This is a genomic window from Butyrivibrio sp. VCD2006 (assembly GCF_000423925.1).
GTDB lineage: Bacteria > Bacillota > Clostridia > Lachnospirales > Lachnospiraceae > Butyrivibrio.
Map to the genome: position 1 here is coordinate 158,526 of NZ_AUIX01000015.1, position 19,221 is coordinate 177,746.

The 19,221-nt window shown below is 42.5% G+C and carries 13 protein-coding genes; 12 read left to right on the forward strand and 1 reads right to left on the reverse strand.

All coding sequences use genetic code 11. From position 1 onward, the window contains the following. Positions 1-5 precede the first annotated feature (5 nt). The 10 genes from G586_RS0107495 (at position 6) to G586_RS24785 (ending at position 15,224) form a co-directional block, all read left to right on the forward strand. Positions 6-1,502 carry a sugar ABC transporter ATP-binding protein gene (locus G586_RS0107495; RefSeq protein ID WP_026527254.1) on the forward strand — a complete coding sequence of 499 codons (1,497 nt, stop codon included), beginning with the start codon at positions 6-8 and terminating at the stop codon, positions 1,500-1,502. Between the two features lie 17 nt (positions 1,503-1,519). Further along, on the forward strand, positions 1,520-2,527 hold the full coding sequence (locus tag G586_RS0107500; protein ID WP_242831983.1) for an ABC transporter permease: 1,008 nt from the start codon (positions 1,520-1,522) through the stop codon (positions 2,525-2,527). A 267-nt stretch (positions 2,528-2,794) separates the two neighbouring features. Beyond that, positions 2,795-4,522 carry a L,D-transpeptidase family protein gene (locus G586_RS22130; protein WP_051204631.1) on the forward strand — a complete coding sequence of 576 codons (1,728 nt, stop codon included), beginning with the start codon at positions 2,795-2,797 and terminating at the stop codon, positions 4,520-4,522. A 173-nt stretch (positions 4,523-4,695) separates the two neighbouring features. Then, positions 4,696-6,036 carry an MATE family efflux transporter gene (locus tag G586_RS0107510; RefSeq protein ID WP_026527256.1) on the forward strand — a complete coding sequence of 447 codons (1,341 nt, stop codon included), beginning with the start codon at positions 4,696-4,698 and terminating at the stop codon, positions 6,034-6,036. Between the two features lie 548 nt (positions 6,037-6,584). Beyond that, positions 6,585-8,489 carry an EAL domain-containing protein gene (locus G586_RS0107515; RefSeq protein WP_026527257.1) on the forward strand — a complete coding sequence of 635 codons (1,905 nt, stop codon included), beginning with the start codon at positions 6,585-6,587 and terminating at the stop codon, positions 8,487-8,489. A gap of 15 nt (positions 8,490-8,504) precedes the next feature. After that, positions 8,505-8,873, forward strand: a complete 369-nt coding sequence (locus tag G586_RS0107520) for an ACT domain-containing protein (RefSeq protein ID WP_026527258.1) — start codon at positions 8,505-8,507, stop codon at positions 8,871-8,873. A gap of 6 nt (positions 8,874-8,879) precedes the next feature. After that, on the forward strand, positions 8,880-10,526 hold the full coding sequence (locus tag G586_RS22140; protein ID WP_026527259.1) for an ATP-binding protein: 1,647 nt from the start codon (positions 8,880-8,882) through the stop codon (positions 10,524-10,526). Further along, a complete protein-coding gene (locus G586_RS0107530; RefSeq protein ID WP_026527260.1) occupies positions 10,523-12,352 on the forward strand; it encodes a response regulator in 1,830 nt (609 codons plus the stop codon). Before G586_RS22140 ends, G586_RS0107530 begins: the two co-directional genes overlap by 4 nt. Further along, positions 12,349-12,717, forward strand: coding sequence for a response regulator (locus G586_RS24780; RefSeq protein ID WP_051204632.1), 369 nt, complete (start codon positions 12,349-12,351; stop codon positions 12,715-12,717). Before G586_RS0107530 ends, G586_RS24780 begins: the two co-directional genes overlap by 4 nt. 23 nt (positions 12,718-12,740) lie before the next feature. Beyond that, on the forward strand, positions 12,741-15,224 hold the full coding sequence (locus G586_RS24785) for an HD domain-containing phosphohydrolase (protein WP_051204633.1): 2,484 nt from the start codon (positions 12,741-12,743) through the stop codon (positions 15,222-15,224). A gap of 167 nt (positions 15,225-15,391) precedes the next feature. On the opposite strand, the gene G586_RS0107545 is transcribed toward G586_RS24785, so the two are convergent. Next, entirely contained in the window at positions 15,392-16,108 is a 717-nt protein-coding gene (locus G586_RS0107545; protein WP_026527261.1) for a LytR/AlgR family response regulator transcription factor, read from the reverse strand. Between the two features lie 332 nt (positions 16,109-16,440). Here G586_RS0107545 and G586_RS0107550 point away from each other — a divergent pair, with 332 nt between their 5' ends. Next, complete coding sequence (locus tag G586_RS0107550; RefSeq protein ID WP_026527262.1) at positions 16,441-17,085, forward strand: hypothetical protein; 645 nt, start codon at positions 16,441-16,443, stop codon at positions 17,083-17,085. Beyond that, positions 17,082-18,722, forward strand: a complete 1,641-nt coding sequence (locus G586_RS0107555) for a sensor domain-containing diguanylate cyclase (protein WP_026527263.1) — start codon at positions 17,082-17,084, stop codon at positions 18,720-18,722. The genes G586_RS0107550 and G586_RS0107555 overlap by 4 nt, the downstream gene beginning before the upstream one ends. Positions 18,723-19,221: the final 499 nt, after the last annotated feature.

Here is a 19,221-nt window from a genome sequence, read left to right on the forward strand (position 1 = left end):
GAGACATGAGTAAGGTTTTGCTCCATGCCGAAAAAATCGATAAGAATTTCGGTGTTACACATGCGATTGACCATGTCACTCTCGACTTTTACGAAGGCGAAGTACATGCTCTTATCGGTGAGAATGGTTCCGGTAAATCCACATTCACATCCTGCCTCACCGGCATATACCACAAGGATACCGGAACCTTTTCTTTAAATGGAAAGGAAGTAAACGCAAAGGATCAGGTTGATGGCAATTACCAAGGTGTCGCAATTATCGTACAGGAGATTGGAACTCTGTCGGGGCTCACTGTTGCTGAAAATATCTTTTTAGGAAAAGAGGATGAGTTTACAAGCTTCAAGGTAAAGCACACAAAGTCCATGAATAAAAAGGCACAGGAGCTTTTGGACGCCTATGGTTTTAGCTATATAAAGGCCACGGATCTGATCGACAAATATAACTTCGAGGACAGAAAACTCATTGAGATAGTGAAGGCAACTCATTTTAAGCCGCAGGTTCTTGTTGTGGATGAGACTACAACGGCTCTTGGTGAGAAGGGAAGAAAAGAGCTTTTCAAGGTTATGAAGCAGACTAAGGATGACGGAAGATGTGTCATTTTTATCTCACATGACCTGGATGAGGTTCTTGAACAGTCAGATAATATCAGTGTTCTAAGAGATGGCGTGCTTATTGATACGGTTAAAGCCGACAACGTAAACACAGATGATCTGAAGAAGCTGATGGTTGGCCGTGAGATGAGCAACAACTACTATCGTACGGACTACGATGAGAAGGTGTCTGACGAGGTTGTATTAAAAGGTGAGCATCTGACGGTGCCCGGGGAAATAGAAGATTTTGATATCGAGCTTCACAAGGGTGAGATTATCGGAATCGGAGGCCTTTCCGAGTGCGGAATGCATGAAGTTGGGAAGGCCCTCTTCGGAGCATCTTATGATAGAGAAGGGAGTGTTACCCTTGCTGATGGCACAAAGATAAATGATATCAAGACTGCCATAGACCACAGCATAGCGTACGCATCCAAGGACAGAGACAATGAGTCGCTGGTTATAAATGATACGATCCAGGACAACATATGCCTGCCATCGCTTGAGGACATCAAGAAGAATCACATTCTTCATGCCAAGGATGAGAAGGCTTTTGCTGAAAAATATGCAAAGCAGATGAGCACCAAGATGGAGGGCGTGCACCAGTTTATGTCAGCGCTTTCCGGTGGAAACAAGCAGAAGGTGGTCCTTGCAAGATGGATTGGTAAGGATTCCGACATCATTATTCTGGATTCACCGACCAGAGGTATTGACGTCAAGGTCAAGGCAGATATCTACCAGATGATGGATAGCATGAGAAAACGCGGCAAATCAATAATCATGATTTCCGAAGAAATATCCGAGCTTCTGGGAATGGCTGACCGGATTATCATCATGAAGGATGGCCGTCAAAATGGTGAGTTTAAGAGATCTGCAAATCTAAAGGACACTGATCTTATTGCCAAGATGGTATGAGTTTTGTGGAGGTTAATATGGAAAATGTTGAAAAGCCGGATGTATCATTTGAGAATGAATTATTGATTGAAAAGCCGGAGGTTAAAAAGAATAAGGTTCCCTTAATGGACCGCCCGATAGTCAGGAATATAATGCCCTTTGCAGGATTTTTATTTATAGTTATTCTGTTCGCGATCCTGACAGGGGGACAGCTCTTTACAGCAGGAAACCTAAAGCTCCTTTTGTCGCAGTCCTATGTACTTCTTATAGCCTGCGTGGGAGTATTTATGGTAATGACCATGGGAGGACTTGATTTTTCACAGGGGTCCATGCTTGGCATCTGCTCTGTTGTTATCTGTTTTTTGTCAAACTACAACATAGTACTAGCCATAATTTGCGGTGTTATCACCGGCGGACTTATAGGACTTGTAAATGGTTTCTTTAATGTAAAGCGCAAGATCACATCCTTCATCGTTACTATTTGTAACATGTATCTGCTTCGCGGAATGGTTGCATATGCCACCACCAAGAGTCCTGTTTACGGAGCATCAAATATCACAACCTTTAATACAATGCCCTTTAACCTGACGTTTACGATCATCATTATGGTAGTCGCATTCGCTGTGTTTCAGTACACCGGACTTGGAAACAGACTTAAGGCAATCGGTGCAGGCGAGACAGCAGCCCGCTTTGCAGGTGTAAGAGTTGAGAAGACAAAAATGCTTGTTTACATGTCGGCAGGAATGATCACCGGACTGGCAGCTTTTATCAACAGTATCAAGGTCGGCTCCGTTACTTCAACTGCAGGTAATCAGCTTGAGACACAGATCATGATTGCACTGGTTCTCGGCGGAATGCCTGTAAACGGCGGCGCCAAGGTGAAATTCTACAACATCATTCTGGGCGCCCTCACATACAAGATCCTTACAGCGGGCCTTGTAATGCTCGGAATTGAACCCAAGACTCAGCAGCTCATCATGGGCATCGTATTCCTCATCATGGTCGGCGTTTTCGCAGACAGAGAAACCGGAATGATAGTAAAATAATCATCTAGGTTGACGCATAGTAGTATTCTTACTAAAATATTAGGAGCACCCGACATGCTCCGCATAGTGATGCGGTCCAGTTGGGGCTTCTTTTTATTTAATAAGAAATTCCTCCGGATTTCTTATTAAATAAACGCTCCGCTATGGATGCGCACTCGCGCGATAGGAATATGTTGCTTGCAGCAACCGCGCTCGGCGCTAGGATTTCGCAAGCGAAATCCTTTTAGATACGTTTATATTATATGATTTTGAGGGGTATATGAAAAAATGAGTGGAACAAAAAGAAAAGGAAATATAGCAGGGATCATTCTTGCTATTTCATTTGGAATATTGGCAATGGTTTACATTGGGTTTGTGGTCTACTTCATGACACATTTTTTATACAATACCTATGTAAATGATATTCCTGCCTATAAGCTTACTGCCAAGGACATAGAGAAAGAGGTAGTGAGCGGAATCAAACAGTATTCGCTGACAGTAAATTCAAGAGGTGGCATTACGGACACGATCACTTCGGATGATATAAACCTGTCGCTTCGTATTGACGGACAGTTTGACAGAGCTTTAAAGGAGCAGAATCCATTTTTGTGGCCTGCGTATCTTTTCAAAGAGACACATATCACTACTGATAATATAGTTGTTTATTCCAAGGAAACTCTTGAAGCAAAACTGGATGGTCTTAACATGTTCCTTCCTGAAAATGTCAGGGAGCCTGTGGATGCATACATGCCCGATGAATCCGGAGAGGATGGATTTTACATCGTTCCTGAGGATTATGGACAGTCACCAATAAAAGAGATGGTTATCAGTAGAATAGAGTCCGCAGTCGATGTTCTTGAACCTGAGATTACAATAGAGGATGACTGCTATAAGGTGCCTACTATTTTCTCGGATAATCAGGAGCTAAATGATCTTTGCAATAATCTGAATGCATTTTGCAAGGCCAGAATAGTTTATACATTTGGTGATGAGCAGCTCGTTGTCGACGGAACCAGAATCAAAGAGTGGTGCGATATAGATGGCACCAGCGTCACATTCAACGAGGAAAAGGTAAGGGATTTCGTAAATACCATGGCCCGTCAGTATGACAGCTTTGGTAAAACCCGCACTATTGTCTCACATACAGGAGAGGAAGTTACTGTCACCGGCGGAGATTATGGCTGGTGGATGGACAGGGGTACTGAGACCAGAGAACTTATAGAGGCTGTTAAAAACGGTGAAAAGACCGAGAGAACTCCGGTTTACTATGGCACTGCCAAGCAGTATGGAGAAAACGATTGGGGAGATTCTTATGTTGAGATCGACCTGACAGCGCAGCATCTCTGGGTTTACAAGGACGGTGCGGTTGCCATTGATTCTGACTTTGTATCAGGCTGTGTAAACAAGGGAAGAACGACGCCTACGGGTACCTATGGAATCACATACAAGCAAAGAGATGCAACTCTTGTGGGTGAAAACTATGCATCTGATGTTAAATACTGGATGCCATTTAATGGAAACGTAGGTATGCACGATGCCAGCTGGAGATCAGAGTTTGGAAGTTGGTATTACATAATTAACGGTTCACACGGCTGTATCAATCTGCCGACAGAAAAAGCAGCCCAGATATACGATATCGTCGAGAAGGGTGAGTGCGTATTTGTTTATGGCGGAAAAACAACACCTGAGGCTGTTGTAGAACGAGAAGTAGTTAATCCTGAAACAGGCGAAGTAAAAGTAGTCAAAATGCCTATCAGTGCAGCTCAGCAGATGGAAGTGGATGAAAGACTGGCAGCAGAAGCAGCAAATGCGGAGACTGTTTCTGAGACAGAAAACACACCTGTAGAGGCTACAACACCACAGCCTACGGAGCCTGCTCCCACTGAAGCACCCGCTGCTGATCCTGCAAATGCTGAAACACCTGTGGCAGCAGAACCCGCACCTGCAGAAGTACAACCCGCAGAGCCCGCTCCAACCGAGACACCTACTGAGAGCACTGCACCCACGCAAGGATGATGATTTAATCATATTGGCGATAACCTATGCATAATTGAAATAATTATGCTTGGAGATATCTCAACCAAAATTATACCGAAAAAATGAGGGGCAAATGACATACTCTGGGTTCAGCATCGCTGAGCGTAGAGTGCGCCATTTGCCCCGTATTATTCCAGAAAGGTTTTAACAAAATGAGTAAGAACAGCGGAAGAAGAGAAATGATGACGAAGACACCGATACCGAAGTTGATACTGACGTTATCGGTACCGACCATAATCAGCATGCTCGTAACTGCAATATATAACACTGCAGACACTTTCTTTGTGGGAAGAATATCCACACAGGCTACAGCAGCTGTCGGACTCGTTTTCACTGTTATGGCCCTGATACAGGCCATAGGCTTCTTTTGCGGACACGGATCAGGTAACTACCTCTCAAGAATGCTTGGGGCAGGAAACCACAAGGAAGCTAATGAGATGGCATCCTCCGGCTTTGCGCTTGCTCTTATAATCGGGATCATCATAGCAGTTGTCGGAAACATGTATATTGAACAGCTTTCATTCATGATAGGTGCAACAGAGACTACTCTTGAGGATACTCAGAATTACATGAGAATCATCCTTCTCGGAGCACCCTTTATGATCGGACAGTTCGTTATTAACAATCAGCTCAGATTCCAGGGAAGTGCCATGTATGCCATGGTAGGCCTTATGTGCGGCGCTGTGATGAATATGGGTCTTGATCCGCTACTTATTTTTGTATTCGGCCTTGGAGTAAGAGGCGCAGCAATCGCGACAATCGCAGGTCAGATCACAAGCTTTTTTGTTCTATTTATGGGGAGCATGAAAGGTGAGAATATCAGACTTAGTCTCGCAAACGTCCACTTAAATCTGCATTTCCTTAAGGAGATAATCAACGGCGGAGCACCTTCACTTTTCAGACAGGGTATGGCTGCCATTGCAACACTTCTTCTTAATACAGCAGCCGGAAGTCTTGGCGGAGATGCTGCCATTGCCGGAATGTCCATAACAACCCGTGTCATGATGATGATGATGTCTGCCCTTATCGGATTTGGACAGGGATATCAGCCTGTCTGCTCATTTAACTATGGAGCAGGACTTAAGAAAAGAGTACGTGAGGGTTATTTTTTCTGTGTAAAGTACTCAACCTTATTCCTTCTGGTTGTTGGAACGGTATGTTTTGCGTTCGCACCGCAGGTAATAGGGCTGTTTCGTGATGATAAGGATGTAATTGCTGTCGGAACAGTGGCCTTAAGATGTCAGTCCGCCACACTTCCGCTTGGAGGAGTTTTAGTCATTTCCAATATGATGCTTCAGTCCATCGGAAAAGGATTAAAGGCAACCATCACTTCATCGGCAAGAAACGGTATATTTTTCATACCTCTTATACTCATACTCCCCAGAATACTTGGTATTCTCGGAGTCGAGATAACACAGGCCTGCGCTGATGTTCTGTCACTTCTACTTACAGTTCCTCTTGCAGCCTCAGAACTTAAACAATTTAAGGATTAACATTTTACTTCCCATACCCAAAAGGCACTAGGCTTCGGCCTCTTCTGGCCTTTTGGCAATATCTATGTCTCTGTAGGCACCGGACAGGCTCACTTCTTACTTCCGTGCCTCAAAACATTTCAAAATATGCCACGGGTTATATGAATGTGTGATTTTGCATAACTCATAATTTTCAGACGGTACCGGCAGTGCTACCGTCTGAAAATTACTCAAACATGTTGCAAAATCACACATATAACCCGTGGCATATTTTGGAATTTCGGCATAGGAAGTAAGAAGTGAGCCTGTCCGGTGCCACAGAGACATAGATTTTTGAGTAGATTCAGAAGAGGCCGAAGCCTAGTGCCTTTTGGATAAGGGAAGTATTTTAGATTTTTATCATTAAATCTTAAAATTAATTTTCGGGTATTTAATGGCCGGAGTAATGTTTTACCCGAATAATTAATGTTATTATGATATTAGTTATACTATGCACCAAATAGTTTTTGGATTTAAAAAGTAATATGTATTTCCTATAAGACAAAATCGTCCTGATCCGGGGGACTAACATGGTTAATTGGGATTATAGCTATATTATTCCGAGCTTTATGATTTTGATCATTATTATGGGGTACTATTTCGCATTGCCAAGACTACCCATAAGGATGAACAAAACATATCTGGCTATTCTGATAGTCGAGGGAATGGTAATAATTTTTGATGTGTTTGCCAGTTGGGCTGACAATATGTACGCTGTATTGCCGGCATGGCTTCTGGTTGTATTGAATTCAGCTTTTTTTCTGGCATTTCTTGTTCGAGCTTATCTTTTCTTTGAAATTACCATTACTATTCTCAGGCTGAATCTATGGAAAAATAAGCTAAGTGGATTTATTCTTTCGCTTCCCTATTTTGTTTCGCTGTCTATAGTTTTGATAGGCTTTTTCAGAGGAACCGTTTTTTATATTGATGAAAACGGATATCATCAGGGCGCATTTTATCCTGTGATTTACCTTTGTCTTTATTTCTATTTGGCGGTTTCTTTTGTAACAATCTATAAATATCGCCATAAGATACGACGCAGAAATGAGAGAGTCAGCACGGTAAGTTTCAATATTATTCTTCTTTTGGGGTCGATTTTCAGGATAATATTTCCCACATTGCTGATCTATGATACCTTTTGCCTGATGGCATCTATTGTGCTTTATCTGTCATTTGGTAATCCTGAGTATTACTTAGAGCGCAGGAATATGGCGTTTAACAGTAAGGCTCTAAGGAGTTATATCGAGGAAAATGAAGGCCGCGGAAGGTTCAAAATGCTTGCATTTTGTATCCGCGATTACCATGATGTCAGGGAAATCTATGGCAGTACTCAGATGAATCAGGGAATAGCGATGATTTCCAACTTTTTGAAAAGTAACTATCCTGAATGTCTTGAGTTCTATTATCAGGGTGGCAGGTTCATTATCTTAGGTGATGTAACAATGAATTGGGAGGATATTCATGAGGAAATGAGGCATAGATTCATGCTTCCATGGAAATCCGATGATGCTGAACTGTATCTGGAGGCCGGATTTGCTCTGATTGACTGCTCAAAGGGCTATAACTCTGCGGATGAGGTGCTGAATATTATCGGAGTTATGCTGGAAAAGGCGGATGCACTGGGAAGTGATTTCAATATTCTGGCGGATGAGAATGCTCTTGCGGATTTTGAGGAGAGAATTTCACTTAAGCGTTCCATGGAGAATGCAATCGATAAGAGAGAGGTTGAGGTATTCCTTCAGCCAATTGTAGCAGCTAAAAGCAGAAAGGTTGTCGGAGCGGAGGCACTTGCAAGGATACGTGATAGCGAAGGTGATATAATTCCACCATCAGCTTTTATTCCGCTTGCTGAAAAGAACGGAAGAATAAATCAGCTCGGTGAACAGGTATTTGAGAAGGTTTGCCAGTTTATAGCCGAAAATGAAACAGAGAAATGGGGCTTGTTTTTCATAAATGTAAACCTGTCCCCGATTCAGTTTATGAGATCGGATCTTGGAAAGAGATTTCTATCAACGATCAAGGCCTATGGGGTTTCACCTGACAAGATACATCTTGAGATAACAGAAGAAGCCATGATCGATGAGCAGCAGATGGAAAAGCAGATACAGATCATGCAAAGGGATGACTTTAAGTTTGTGCTCGATGATTATGGAAAGGGGTATTCTAATCTTACAAGATTAAAGAAGAGTCCCTTCATTAACGTAAAGCTTGATATGGAAATTGTCTGGGACTACTGCAATCATGAGGATGAAATTCTTCCGATGATGGTTGAAGCTTTTAAAAGGATGAATTTTGAGATCACTGCTGAGGGAATTGAAACAGAAGAGATGGCAAGGAAAATGACGGATGTAGGCTGCGATTATCTTCAGGGCATGTTGTTCTCTTCACCACTTCCGCTTGATGATTTTTTGAAAAAATATAAGACTATAGAATAAAAGGAATGCGAAGCTATGGAACTTAAGAGATTAGAAAACAATTTTACTGTATGCAAGGTGGAGGATTTCTCAGGAGTTGATATGAACAGGGAGTTTGTTTTCGTGGGAAAAACAGATGAAGAGATATCCCTTGTTTGTGACACAGAGATTGTTCCTGATAACACCACTGAGAGAAGTGATGGATGGAAGGCCTTCAGAATCGAGGGGAAACTGGACTTTACCCTGATCGGTATTCTGTCGAAAATATCTACTGCCCTTGCTAAGAATAATATAGGTATTTTCGCGGTTTCTACATATAACACGGATTATATTCTTGTCAAAGCTGAGGACTTTGAAAAAGCGATGGCGGTCCTTGATGAAAAAGGCTATCGCATTACGGGTTAAGCGGCAATGGATTTAAACAAGATTCTCGGTGCTCATCGTATAAAATTCATAATCTATGTAATCCTTACTCTCCTTAGTCTTTTTATGGGAGGCGTGGCATTATCCTACAAATGGGAAATTTTGTGGGTTCTCTTTTTTACGCTCCTTTTTGCCTTTTTCCTTGTTATGTCAGCATTTATTTACATATCCGGCCAAAGGGACAGTGCTTATGAGACACTAAGAAGGCAGAAGGAAATCGATGAAGAGGATGCCAGGCGCAGAATGGAATATTTTGCGAATATGTCGCATGAGCTAAGGACTCCTATAAATGCTATTTTGGGTTATGATGAGCTGATACTTCGCGAATATAATGATCCTGCGCTCAGGCAGTATGCCTACAATATACGTTCTGCAGGAAATACTCTTTTGTCACTTATAAATGATTCACTTGATTACTCCAGGATTGAAGCCGGAAAAATGGAGCTTTTCATAGCCGAATATGACCTTGGGATGGTGGTTGAGGATATGGTGAGTCTCATCCGTCCAAGGGCTCTTGCCAAGGGATTGGATCTAAAGGGATATGTTAATGAAAATATTCCGAGGAGGCTCTACGGTGATGCTGACAGATTAAAGCAGTGTATAGCCAATCTTCTCACTAATTCGGTCAAGTATACCGATGAGGGAGAAATAGATTTTTCCATTGATTATGAGGCTATCCCCAGAAGGCAGAATTCGGATACTGATGAGATATTCCTTAAAGTATCAATAAGAGATACCGGAATCGGAATAAGAGATGAAGATTTAAAGAAGCTCTTTATGCCCTTTGAGCGTATAGAAGAGGATAAGATAAAAAATATAGAGGGAAGCGGTCTCGGGCTTTCGATTGTGAGAAAGATACTTTCACTTATGGATTCCGATCTTGAGGTTGAGAGTATCTACGGAGAGGGAAGTAACTTCCATTTTTCAATCAGACAGAAGGTGGCAGACAGTGAGCCTGTAGGCGATCTGGAGCAGAATTATGTCAGAAATGTAGCAGATAAGAGTAACTTTAAGATAAACTTTACTGCTCCTGATGCGAGGGTGCTTGTCGTTGATGACGCGGAGCTCAATCTTTCGGTTATGGAAGGTTTGCTCGGCGGGACCGGGATACAGGTTGACTCCGCTCTTTCAGCCATGACAGGACTTGAGATGGCTGAGAAAAATGATTACGACCTGATATTTGTAGACCTCAAAATGCCGGGATTAAACGGCGGTGAGATGATACGAAGACTTCACGGTGAGTTTGACAAAAAGGGAGAGAAGGGTAAAAGGCATAATTACCCGGGCGGTAAGTCCCGTAGAAATCACTCATCCAATGCTGAAAACACTAAAGCGGATGATGGGAGAAATACAAAATTACGAAACAGAAAGACTCCCTGCATAGCACTTACGGCAGGGGCGCTTCAGGAGACAAAGAGTGAGTATAAAAAGCTTGGTTTTACCGACTATCTGTTAAAGCCTATTGTTTATACGGAGCTTGAAATGATCCTTGGAAGATATCTGCCAAAGGAGAAGATAAAGAAGGTTTCAGATAGTGGCAGAAGGAGTAAAAATAAGGATTTACCGCTTCTTGCAACTGAGGAGAAGCTCAGGGAAGCATATGAAATATTAGCAAATCGGGAGCATTTAAATTGATACTAAAATACAATATTTTTCTGGAACTTGCAGTAGTTCCGCTAAATTTCATATTGTGTGTGTTCTTTAGAATCAGATACACGGAGAATACCAGGGTAAACAGAGAGTTTAAGTTTCTGGCTTCTCTGGTTTTCTGGGGAACGGTTGTGGACGTGGTAGATGCAATATTGCTTAGTCTCGGGCCCAGGGTTCCGATTTTTCTCATGTATCTGATGAACACAGCCAACTATCTTCTGGCTACCTTTGGAGCATATCAGTTCATAAGATATGTTATCTCCTATGTAGGGGAACAGTTCAGCAGGACTACAGGCGCCTTTATTAACAGAGTGCTTCTTGGGATTTACGTGATAATGCTATTGCAGAACTTTTTTACAGGCACGGTTTTTGCATATGTTGATGGAAGGGGTACCGCAGTAGGACCACTTTTCATGATGGTTGTGTATGCGTATCCACTCTACTATATTCTTTATGGCGGAGTGTTTATTCTAAGTCATTCCGAGAGCTATGCGAAAAAGATGAAATACGCACTGGCTGTTACATTTATATTTATGATTGCTCTTTATGCGCTTCAGATGTTCTTGTACAGAAATCTTCTGGTGACCTTTTTTGCGGCTTCGCTGGCTATTCTTGTAATGTTTCTTACACTTGAAACTCCCGATTATGTGAAGCTGAGAAAGACTCTTGAGGAGCTGTCAATTTCCAAGAGAGAGCTTGAGGCATCCAACATCAGGGCAACTGAGGGAAGCCGTGCGAAGACAAGGTTTCTGGCTCAGATGTCAAACGATATACGCACTCCTGTCAATGCGATAATGGGCTACTCCAATCTTATACTTGCAGATACAAATGAGGAGACAACAAAGGAATATTCAAGACGTGTAAAGATTTCAGCAAAACGTCTTCTGACCTTTTTTGAAAACGTGCTCAATTACGTATCCGAGGAGTCGGATGAAAATGGTCCAAGGCGACTGCCGTCCATGGCAGATCTCATTGAGAGAATGGATGAGAGTGAGTTTTTGGATGAAAGCGATGAGGATGGAGATCGCAAGCTCCGTGGGGCTCATGACATGAGAATTCTTGTTGTGGATGATGCTCCCCTTAACCTTGATCTGATGCACAGGATGCTCACATCCATGGGATTTACGGTGGATACGGCAAGTGATGGTCAGAAGGCTATTTTACAGGTAAGGAAGTTTAGATATGATCTGATTTTCATGGATCATCTGATGCCGGTTATGGATGGAATAGAGGCATTAAGAACACTTCGAAGTGAGAGACTTTGCGATAATACTCCGATCATAATGCTTACTGCCAATGCAATTGCAGGAGAAGAGGAAAAGTATCTGAAGGAGGGCTTTGCCACATATCTTACCAAGCCCTTTACAGAAGACAGCGTGAGGGAAGTGCTTAAGAAGCACCTTCCCAAGAAGGGCGAGAAGTTCGATAGTGATTTGGATCTTAGTGCCTGGGAGAATCTTCAGGAGAAGTTCCCGATGCTTAGAGTTGCGCATGCAAGGGAATATCTTCTCCATGACATAGGGCTGTATAAAAAGATACTCATGGCATATTCTGAGGAGGATATCGGAAGCAGGCTTTCAAATGCTGTGAGAAATGCGAATTATAATGAAGCAATGTCACTTATCATGTCAGAGAAGGATATGGCGAGTTTGATAGGTGCTGACAATCTTCTGAAAATTGCAGAGAAGCTTGAAGCACTATGCAGGAGGAAGGAATTTGAGCCTTTAAGAGAGCGCATAGGCGCCTTTATTGAGGAGAAGGATGCACTTTCAGATGCTGTATATGAGAGGCTGCAGGTGGAAAAAGAGTGAGCAGAAACATACTATTAATAGATGATTCAGCTGCGGAGAGACTGTATTTGTCGGAGCTGATAAAGAAAATTGAAGATGTGGACGTTGATGTGGCAGACGGTGCTGATGAAGCGATGGAGAAGCTTTTATCAAAGAAGTATGATCTGATTTTCATTGATTATTACATGCCAACACTTAGCGGAACTGAACTTCTGGAGGAAATACTAAGTCAGAATCCCGGGGGTAATGCTGAGACGAAGGCAGTAGTCCTGGGAAGCGCTGCCGATTTTCGAGGGGATTTTTTGAAGGTGAGTTCATTTATTAATTATCTGGAAAAGCCGGTAGAATTTAACATGCTAAAGGCTGCGATTTCTATGTATGCTTAAGTTTTTGATGAAGGGGGAACCGGATGTTATTTCCAAAACTGTCTTTTGAGATATCAGCGATTTTTTACAATATAATGATCTGCCTTTTCCTGACGATCACTTATACTGATGCGTCAAGGACAACAAAGGCTTTTAGAAAGTTCGCATATTATCTTGGCGTAGCAACGGTAGTTGATGTAATTACGGAATGGTCTCTTATACAAGGCGATGCGATTCCGCTGGTGGGACACTATGTGATTCAGGCATTCATTATTCTGGCAGCGACCATTGCGGCAGACGCATATGCTGAGTACATTGTTGCCTGCGCAAATGTGGATATCAAGGATACTCTTTTGCACAAGATCAATCTCGCAGTTGTTATTGGTCAGTGCTTTCTTATAGTACAAAATGTTTATACCGGTAGTGTTTACACTTATCAGCCGGGAAAAGGCATTACGTATGGTGCATTTTACTTTGCAAGCGCATTTCTTCTTCCCTGTTATTATGTGCTTCTTGCCACGGGTTTTACTGCGGTCAATCATGAGTGCTACTCGATCATTCAGCTTTTCAGCATAGGTATCGCTACAATTCTCGTAATAGGAACCTACTTTGTTCAGAAGTTTATTCTGACAGATATGGTGCTTATATTCTTCTCGGCATCCCTTGCAATGCTGGTGCTGTTTTTCTCACTGGAAACACCTGATTTTCATAGGTTGGAGAAAACCATCGGCAAGCTGGAAAAGGCAGAGAAGGAAGCGCTTGATGCAAGAAAAAAGGCCGAGGAAGCCAGTGAAGCAAAGAGTGAGTTCTTGTCTCAGATGTCACATGAGATAAGGACACCCATCAATTCTATCTTAGGGTTTGATAACCTTATTCTTGAAAATACCAGGGAGCCCAGAGTTTCTGAATATGCATCTAAGATAAAGGGTGCGGGAGAGACTCTTTTGGCATTTTTCAATAATCTTCTTAACCTTATTGCGCAGAACCCAGGAGAGGATGTGGATATCAGCAGTCTTTTTGATTATTCTGCTCTTCTTGAGACGGACATTGATGAGACAATAGTTCCGATCATGCCTAAGGCACAGGTTCTTGTTGTTGATGACAATGCCATGAATGTGGATCTGCTACTAAAAATCCTGAATAAAACTGAGGCCTCTATAGACACTGCCGTTGATGGACAGAAGGCACTGATGAAGCTTAGAAAAAAGACATATGATCTTGTTGTTATGGATCATATGATGCCGATAATGGATGGCGTCGAGACCCTTAGTATCATGAAGGAGGAGCGTCTTAGTAAGGACGCCCCTGTAATCATGCTGACTGCGGGAGGACTTCGCGGCGATGAGGAGAGATTTAAGGAGCTTGGCTTTGATGCGTATCTGTCAAAGCCTGTGGTTGCCGATAAGCTCTACGATCTTCTTATAGATATCATGCCAAGTAATCTTATCGAGAGCAGAGCATCGCTTGAGCATCTTTTCTATAAAGAGAATATGCCTGTAAACCAGGTTCCTGAGGAGAGGGAGAGGGTACAGGAGACAAAAAGTCTTTCTGAGATATTCGCTGATATAAATGTGGAAGCGGGCCTGACATTTTGCATGGGTGATGAGGAATTTTACCTGTCTCAGCTTGAGATGTTTGCGGATAGCAATAAGGGGAAGGAACTCACTGAATTTCTCGATAATAAGGATTGGGAAAACTATCTTATATCAGTGCATTCACTAAAGAGCACAGCAAAGACAATAGGTGCGGATGAGCTGTCACAGGAGGCTCTGACGCTTGAAAATGCGTTAAAGGAAGGCAAAAAGGAAGTTGTTATTGACGGACATGCTAAGCTTAATGAGCATTTTGATCTGTTAGCTGAATACCTTAAGAAGGGTATTCAGGAGTATAGGAATCCTGCCAAATCGCTGCAGGTTGTGGATAACGTTAGTGGCGCTCAGGGATTACAGGCTGAGTCACCTCTTGGGAATGGTCTGTCTGCGCAGATACTTCTTGCACTTGCAAATACAGTTGATTCAAGAGATATAAATAATCCCGGAAGATCCATGCGTGTTGCCAGGTATTCATCGGAAATTGCAAGAAGACTTGGGAAAAGTGAGGAGGAGCAGCAGAATGTGTATTATATGGGTCTTGTACATGATATAGGAAAGCTTGTCATCCCTGAGAAGATTTTGAGAAAGCCGGACGTTCTTACTGAGGATGAGGCTGAGATAGTAAGGCAGCATCCGATAATAGGATATGAAATCCTCCGCAATATTTCAGAAATGCCGGGACTCGCAACAGGAGCCAGATGGCATCATGAGAGATATGACGGTACGGGATATCCTGACGGTCTTGCCGGGGAGGAGATTCCGATCGAGGCTCGTATCATAGGAATAGCAGATGCCTACGACGCGATGACTTCAGAGAGATCGTATGCTCCTGTAATGCCGCCTCTTCGCATAAGAAAAGAGCTGGAACGAAACCGCGGAAAGCAGTTTGATCCGGCCCTTGTGGATGTTCTTTTATCAATGATTGATGAAGGGTGAAGCTTTATGTTTTCCTATAAAAGATGCGACTTATATTGCTTTCGGAAAGGATGACATTAATAATTGCCTTCCCCCTTTTTGGGGCGCACAACGTCCGGGGGACGTTGGTTCTGCGCGGACCGAAGTGGAGCGAAGACAGGTGTCAGCGAAGCTGACGGATGAGGGGACTATCCCTTCAAAGCATACTCTGCCAGCAACCGATTTGCCTCGCGGATGCTCTCTCTTCTGATGTGAACTGAGTCGCCGTCCTTCATCTGGAACATCTGGAGATCCTTATCGACATTTTTTACATGTGCGAGATTTACCAGATAGCTCTTATGACAGCGCATAAATGAATCATCCGGAGTCTGAGCTTCAATATCGTCGAGCTTGCCTGTCAGCTGAATGGTAGCACCATTGGCCATGTGCATGTAGAGAGTATGTGAGCTCTGCTCGACGTAACAGATTTTTTCATATGAGAAGGTCATGTCCTTGCCGTTAACTCTGACAGAGACACCGCCCTGAGCGCCCTTCATCTGGGCTGCCAGCTCAAGTACCTCTCCTACTTCGGTAGGATTGAAGGGCTTCATAAGGTACCTGATAACGCGATTTTTATAACCCTCCATAGCGTGATCCTGACTGGAGGTTGCAAATACAATAGGTACTGATGCATCTATACTTCTTATCTTACTCGTAGCATCAACACCTCCCATTCCGGGCATAAGAATATCCATGAAAATAAGGTCATAGATTCCGGGGCGAAAAGCTGCAAGAAATGCTTCGCCAGATTCAAAAAGATCTATTTCGGTACCGGGACGTGTTTTGTCGATGATAAATTGAAGTTGACGCCTTTGCGCCATTTCATCATCGCAGATTGCGATTTTTAAATTATCGGAAGTACCCATACAGAACTCCTCATAAGTGTCAGTATTTTATTAGTACGATGATAGAGTTAAAAGAAAATTTACTCTTATTATCATAATATCATAGGAACTAAATCGAGCCAAGACATCGCAATATAAGAATTCTACTGAATTTTTGGAGACACAAAAACATTGAAAAAACAATATCATAAAAGAATTAAAATTTGAAAAAATCCATCATTATAATATTTGTCAAGTACGAATTATGAATGAAACTGTTCATTTTTCGTAATTTTTCGAAGGACTGCAATTGGTATAATTATATTTGGTAATCTATGTTAAAAGCTCAGAGATGAGCGAAAGGTGATGGGGAGATGGATAAATACAGTAAGGGAAGCAGAATGATCGCATATCTGTGTATTTGCGTTGCCATTTGTGCGCTCATTCTCTGCCCCTTCTGCGGATTTAGTTCTAGAGCCTGGGAACAGGGGTATTACACCGGAAAGGTAATCCTGACTGCTCCAAGTGCGGAGAAGCTGTTTGACGGCACACCGCTCACAGAGCAGATAGATGTTACAGCACAGGGACTTCCTCCGGGATATACATATAAAGCAGTTGCAGAGGGGAGCGTTACATATCCCGAAGATAATGAAGAAAACAATAATGTAGTCACGGACTATATTATTTATGACCCGAGCGGACTTAACGTTACAGACAGGTTTGTTAACGTTGAGCTTAGGCCAGGTACGCTTAGAATCAGCGACAAGGAGGCTGTTCTTGGAGCCAAGAGAAATGAGGATGGTTCCGAGGTTATAAATGAGGACAAAACTAAGAATGACGTAAGTGATGAAAAAGACGTCATTGAAATTGAGGAAGAAGATACGGCTAAGTCAGATAAGCCTAATATGATTGACAGAAATTATTTTCTGGACATCGTTATGTATACTATCTTAGTAGTTATAATGCTAGCTGTTTTTGTTATTTTTTTAATGGATAGCCATAATATGAGGGAAAAATGAAATCTATTCAGGAAAAAATCACGCTTCTGACTACAATAGCAATTCTAATGGTAGCACTTATCGTTGGTGGTACTGCGCTCTATACTCTTGGGCAGGCCGGTGAGTATGACTCTGCCAGGATTCTGCATCTTACCTGTAAGATGGAAGCGAATACAATTGATCGAAAGCTTCTCGATACTGAGGAAGCTGTCAATATTTTGGCCGATTATGCTGTAGAGAGACTTTTCTCTGTGGAAAAGCTTGCAGGCGATGAGACCTACAGAGATAGTTACACGGTTCAGCTGGCCAATCTTTTTACTAATATCGCAGAAAATGTTCCCGGGACAGTTTCATATTATGTCAGGTACAATCCTGATATTATGCCTTCCACAAGCGGCCTCTTCTATAGAAGAGATTCCCTTGAGGAAGAATTTGAATGGGTTGAGCCCACAGATATCAAGGCATATGATAAGAATGATGATGGAAGGGTTATCTGGTGGTATGAGCCTATTAATAATGAGGCGCCTACCTGGATCGAGCCATATTATAATGAGAACATTGATCAGCATCTTATATCATATGTGGTACCTCTTTATGAAAATGGGGTACTTGTAGGTATAGCCGGGATGGATATTGATTATTTTGATCTGGTCGAAATGGTCAAGACTATAAAATGCTATGATACAGGATATGCCTGCCTTGGAAATGATCAGGGGGAGGTTTATTACAATCCTAACTTTGAACCCGGTACTGAATTGGCAGATATGGATTTAAGAGGTATCATGTCCTTTACCGATGAGGATAGCGGAGACATGCCACTTGATTATTATCTTGGTAATACAGAAAAACAGCTCTCTTACACTACTCTGGCAAATGGAATGAAGCTGATCATAACTGCACCTAAAAAGGAAATCATGGATATGAGTAATAACCTCATGAGAAGAGTTATCATATCCACTGTAATAGTGCTTCTTACATTCCTTTTCCTGACAATAATGGTTAGCCGCAGGATAACTGGACCTCTTAAGACACTTGCTCATGTGGCAAGGGAAATCAACGATGGAAAGTTGGAGGTTGAGTTCCCTAAGGAGACAAACGATGAGATCGGAGATCTGGTCCATGCCATGGAAAAGATGGTACATCACTTGAAGCACCATATTGATGATCTGAATTCGCTTGCTTATCATGATTCGCTTACAGGCGTTAAGAATAAGACAGCCTATGATGATGCCGCATCAAAGCTTGATATGATTGAGGGAGAGAAGGAGTATGGTCTGGTTGTTTTTGATGCAAACAACCTTAAGAAGATCAACGATACCTATGGTCATGAGCGCGGTAATATTTATCTTCAGAATGCATGTCGTCTTACCTGTAGAATATTTAAGGGAAGTCCTGTTTTCAGAATAGGCGGAGATGAGTTTGTTGTAATTCTTCAGGGCGATGATTACGACAATTGTTATAAGCTTTTAAGGGATTTTGATGTTGAGGCTGAGCGTCACAACTTAGAGACAGTGAATGAATGGGAGAAGATCAACATTGCGAAAGGCATGGTGAAGTATGATCCCGAGACGGATTCCAATGTGGAGTCAGTCTTCAAACGTGCAGACGCCAGAATGTACATCGCAAAGCAGAAGATGAAGCTCGCAGAAATGGGATAATTTTTGACATCCATTTAAATAACGGCCAGACACTAAGTAGCGCTACTTAATGCCTGGCCTGTTTTTTATTTAATAGGAAATTACTCCGAATTTCCTATTAAACAAAAAACGCTCCGCTATGGATGCGCACTCGCGCGTAAGGTATATGTTGCATAAATGCAACCGCGCTCGGCGCGAGCATGTTGCGAGCAACATGCTTTTTTAGTTTGCGCGCCATGGGCGCACTCTAACAGGTGAAAGTCCTGAACACGCCCAGATAGTGGGAAGTGTATAGCCGAACAGCAAGGGTGTCCATCGCGAGATGGAATCTGAAGGAAGCTGTAAGCAAATCTCTGGTCCGACGGACAGAAATCACATATAAGGCTAGGCTACGAGAGATAAGTTGGCTAAAAGCAACGAAGTCTTATAACTATCACCTTTGTAGTAGCAGAGTAAATGTGGCGGATATATGGAGAGAAAGAGCGTGCACCTTAAGCGTGGAGGTCTCACAGAGGTTTCA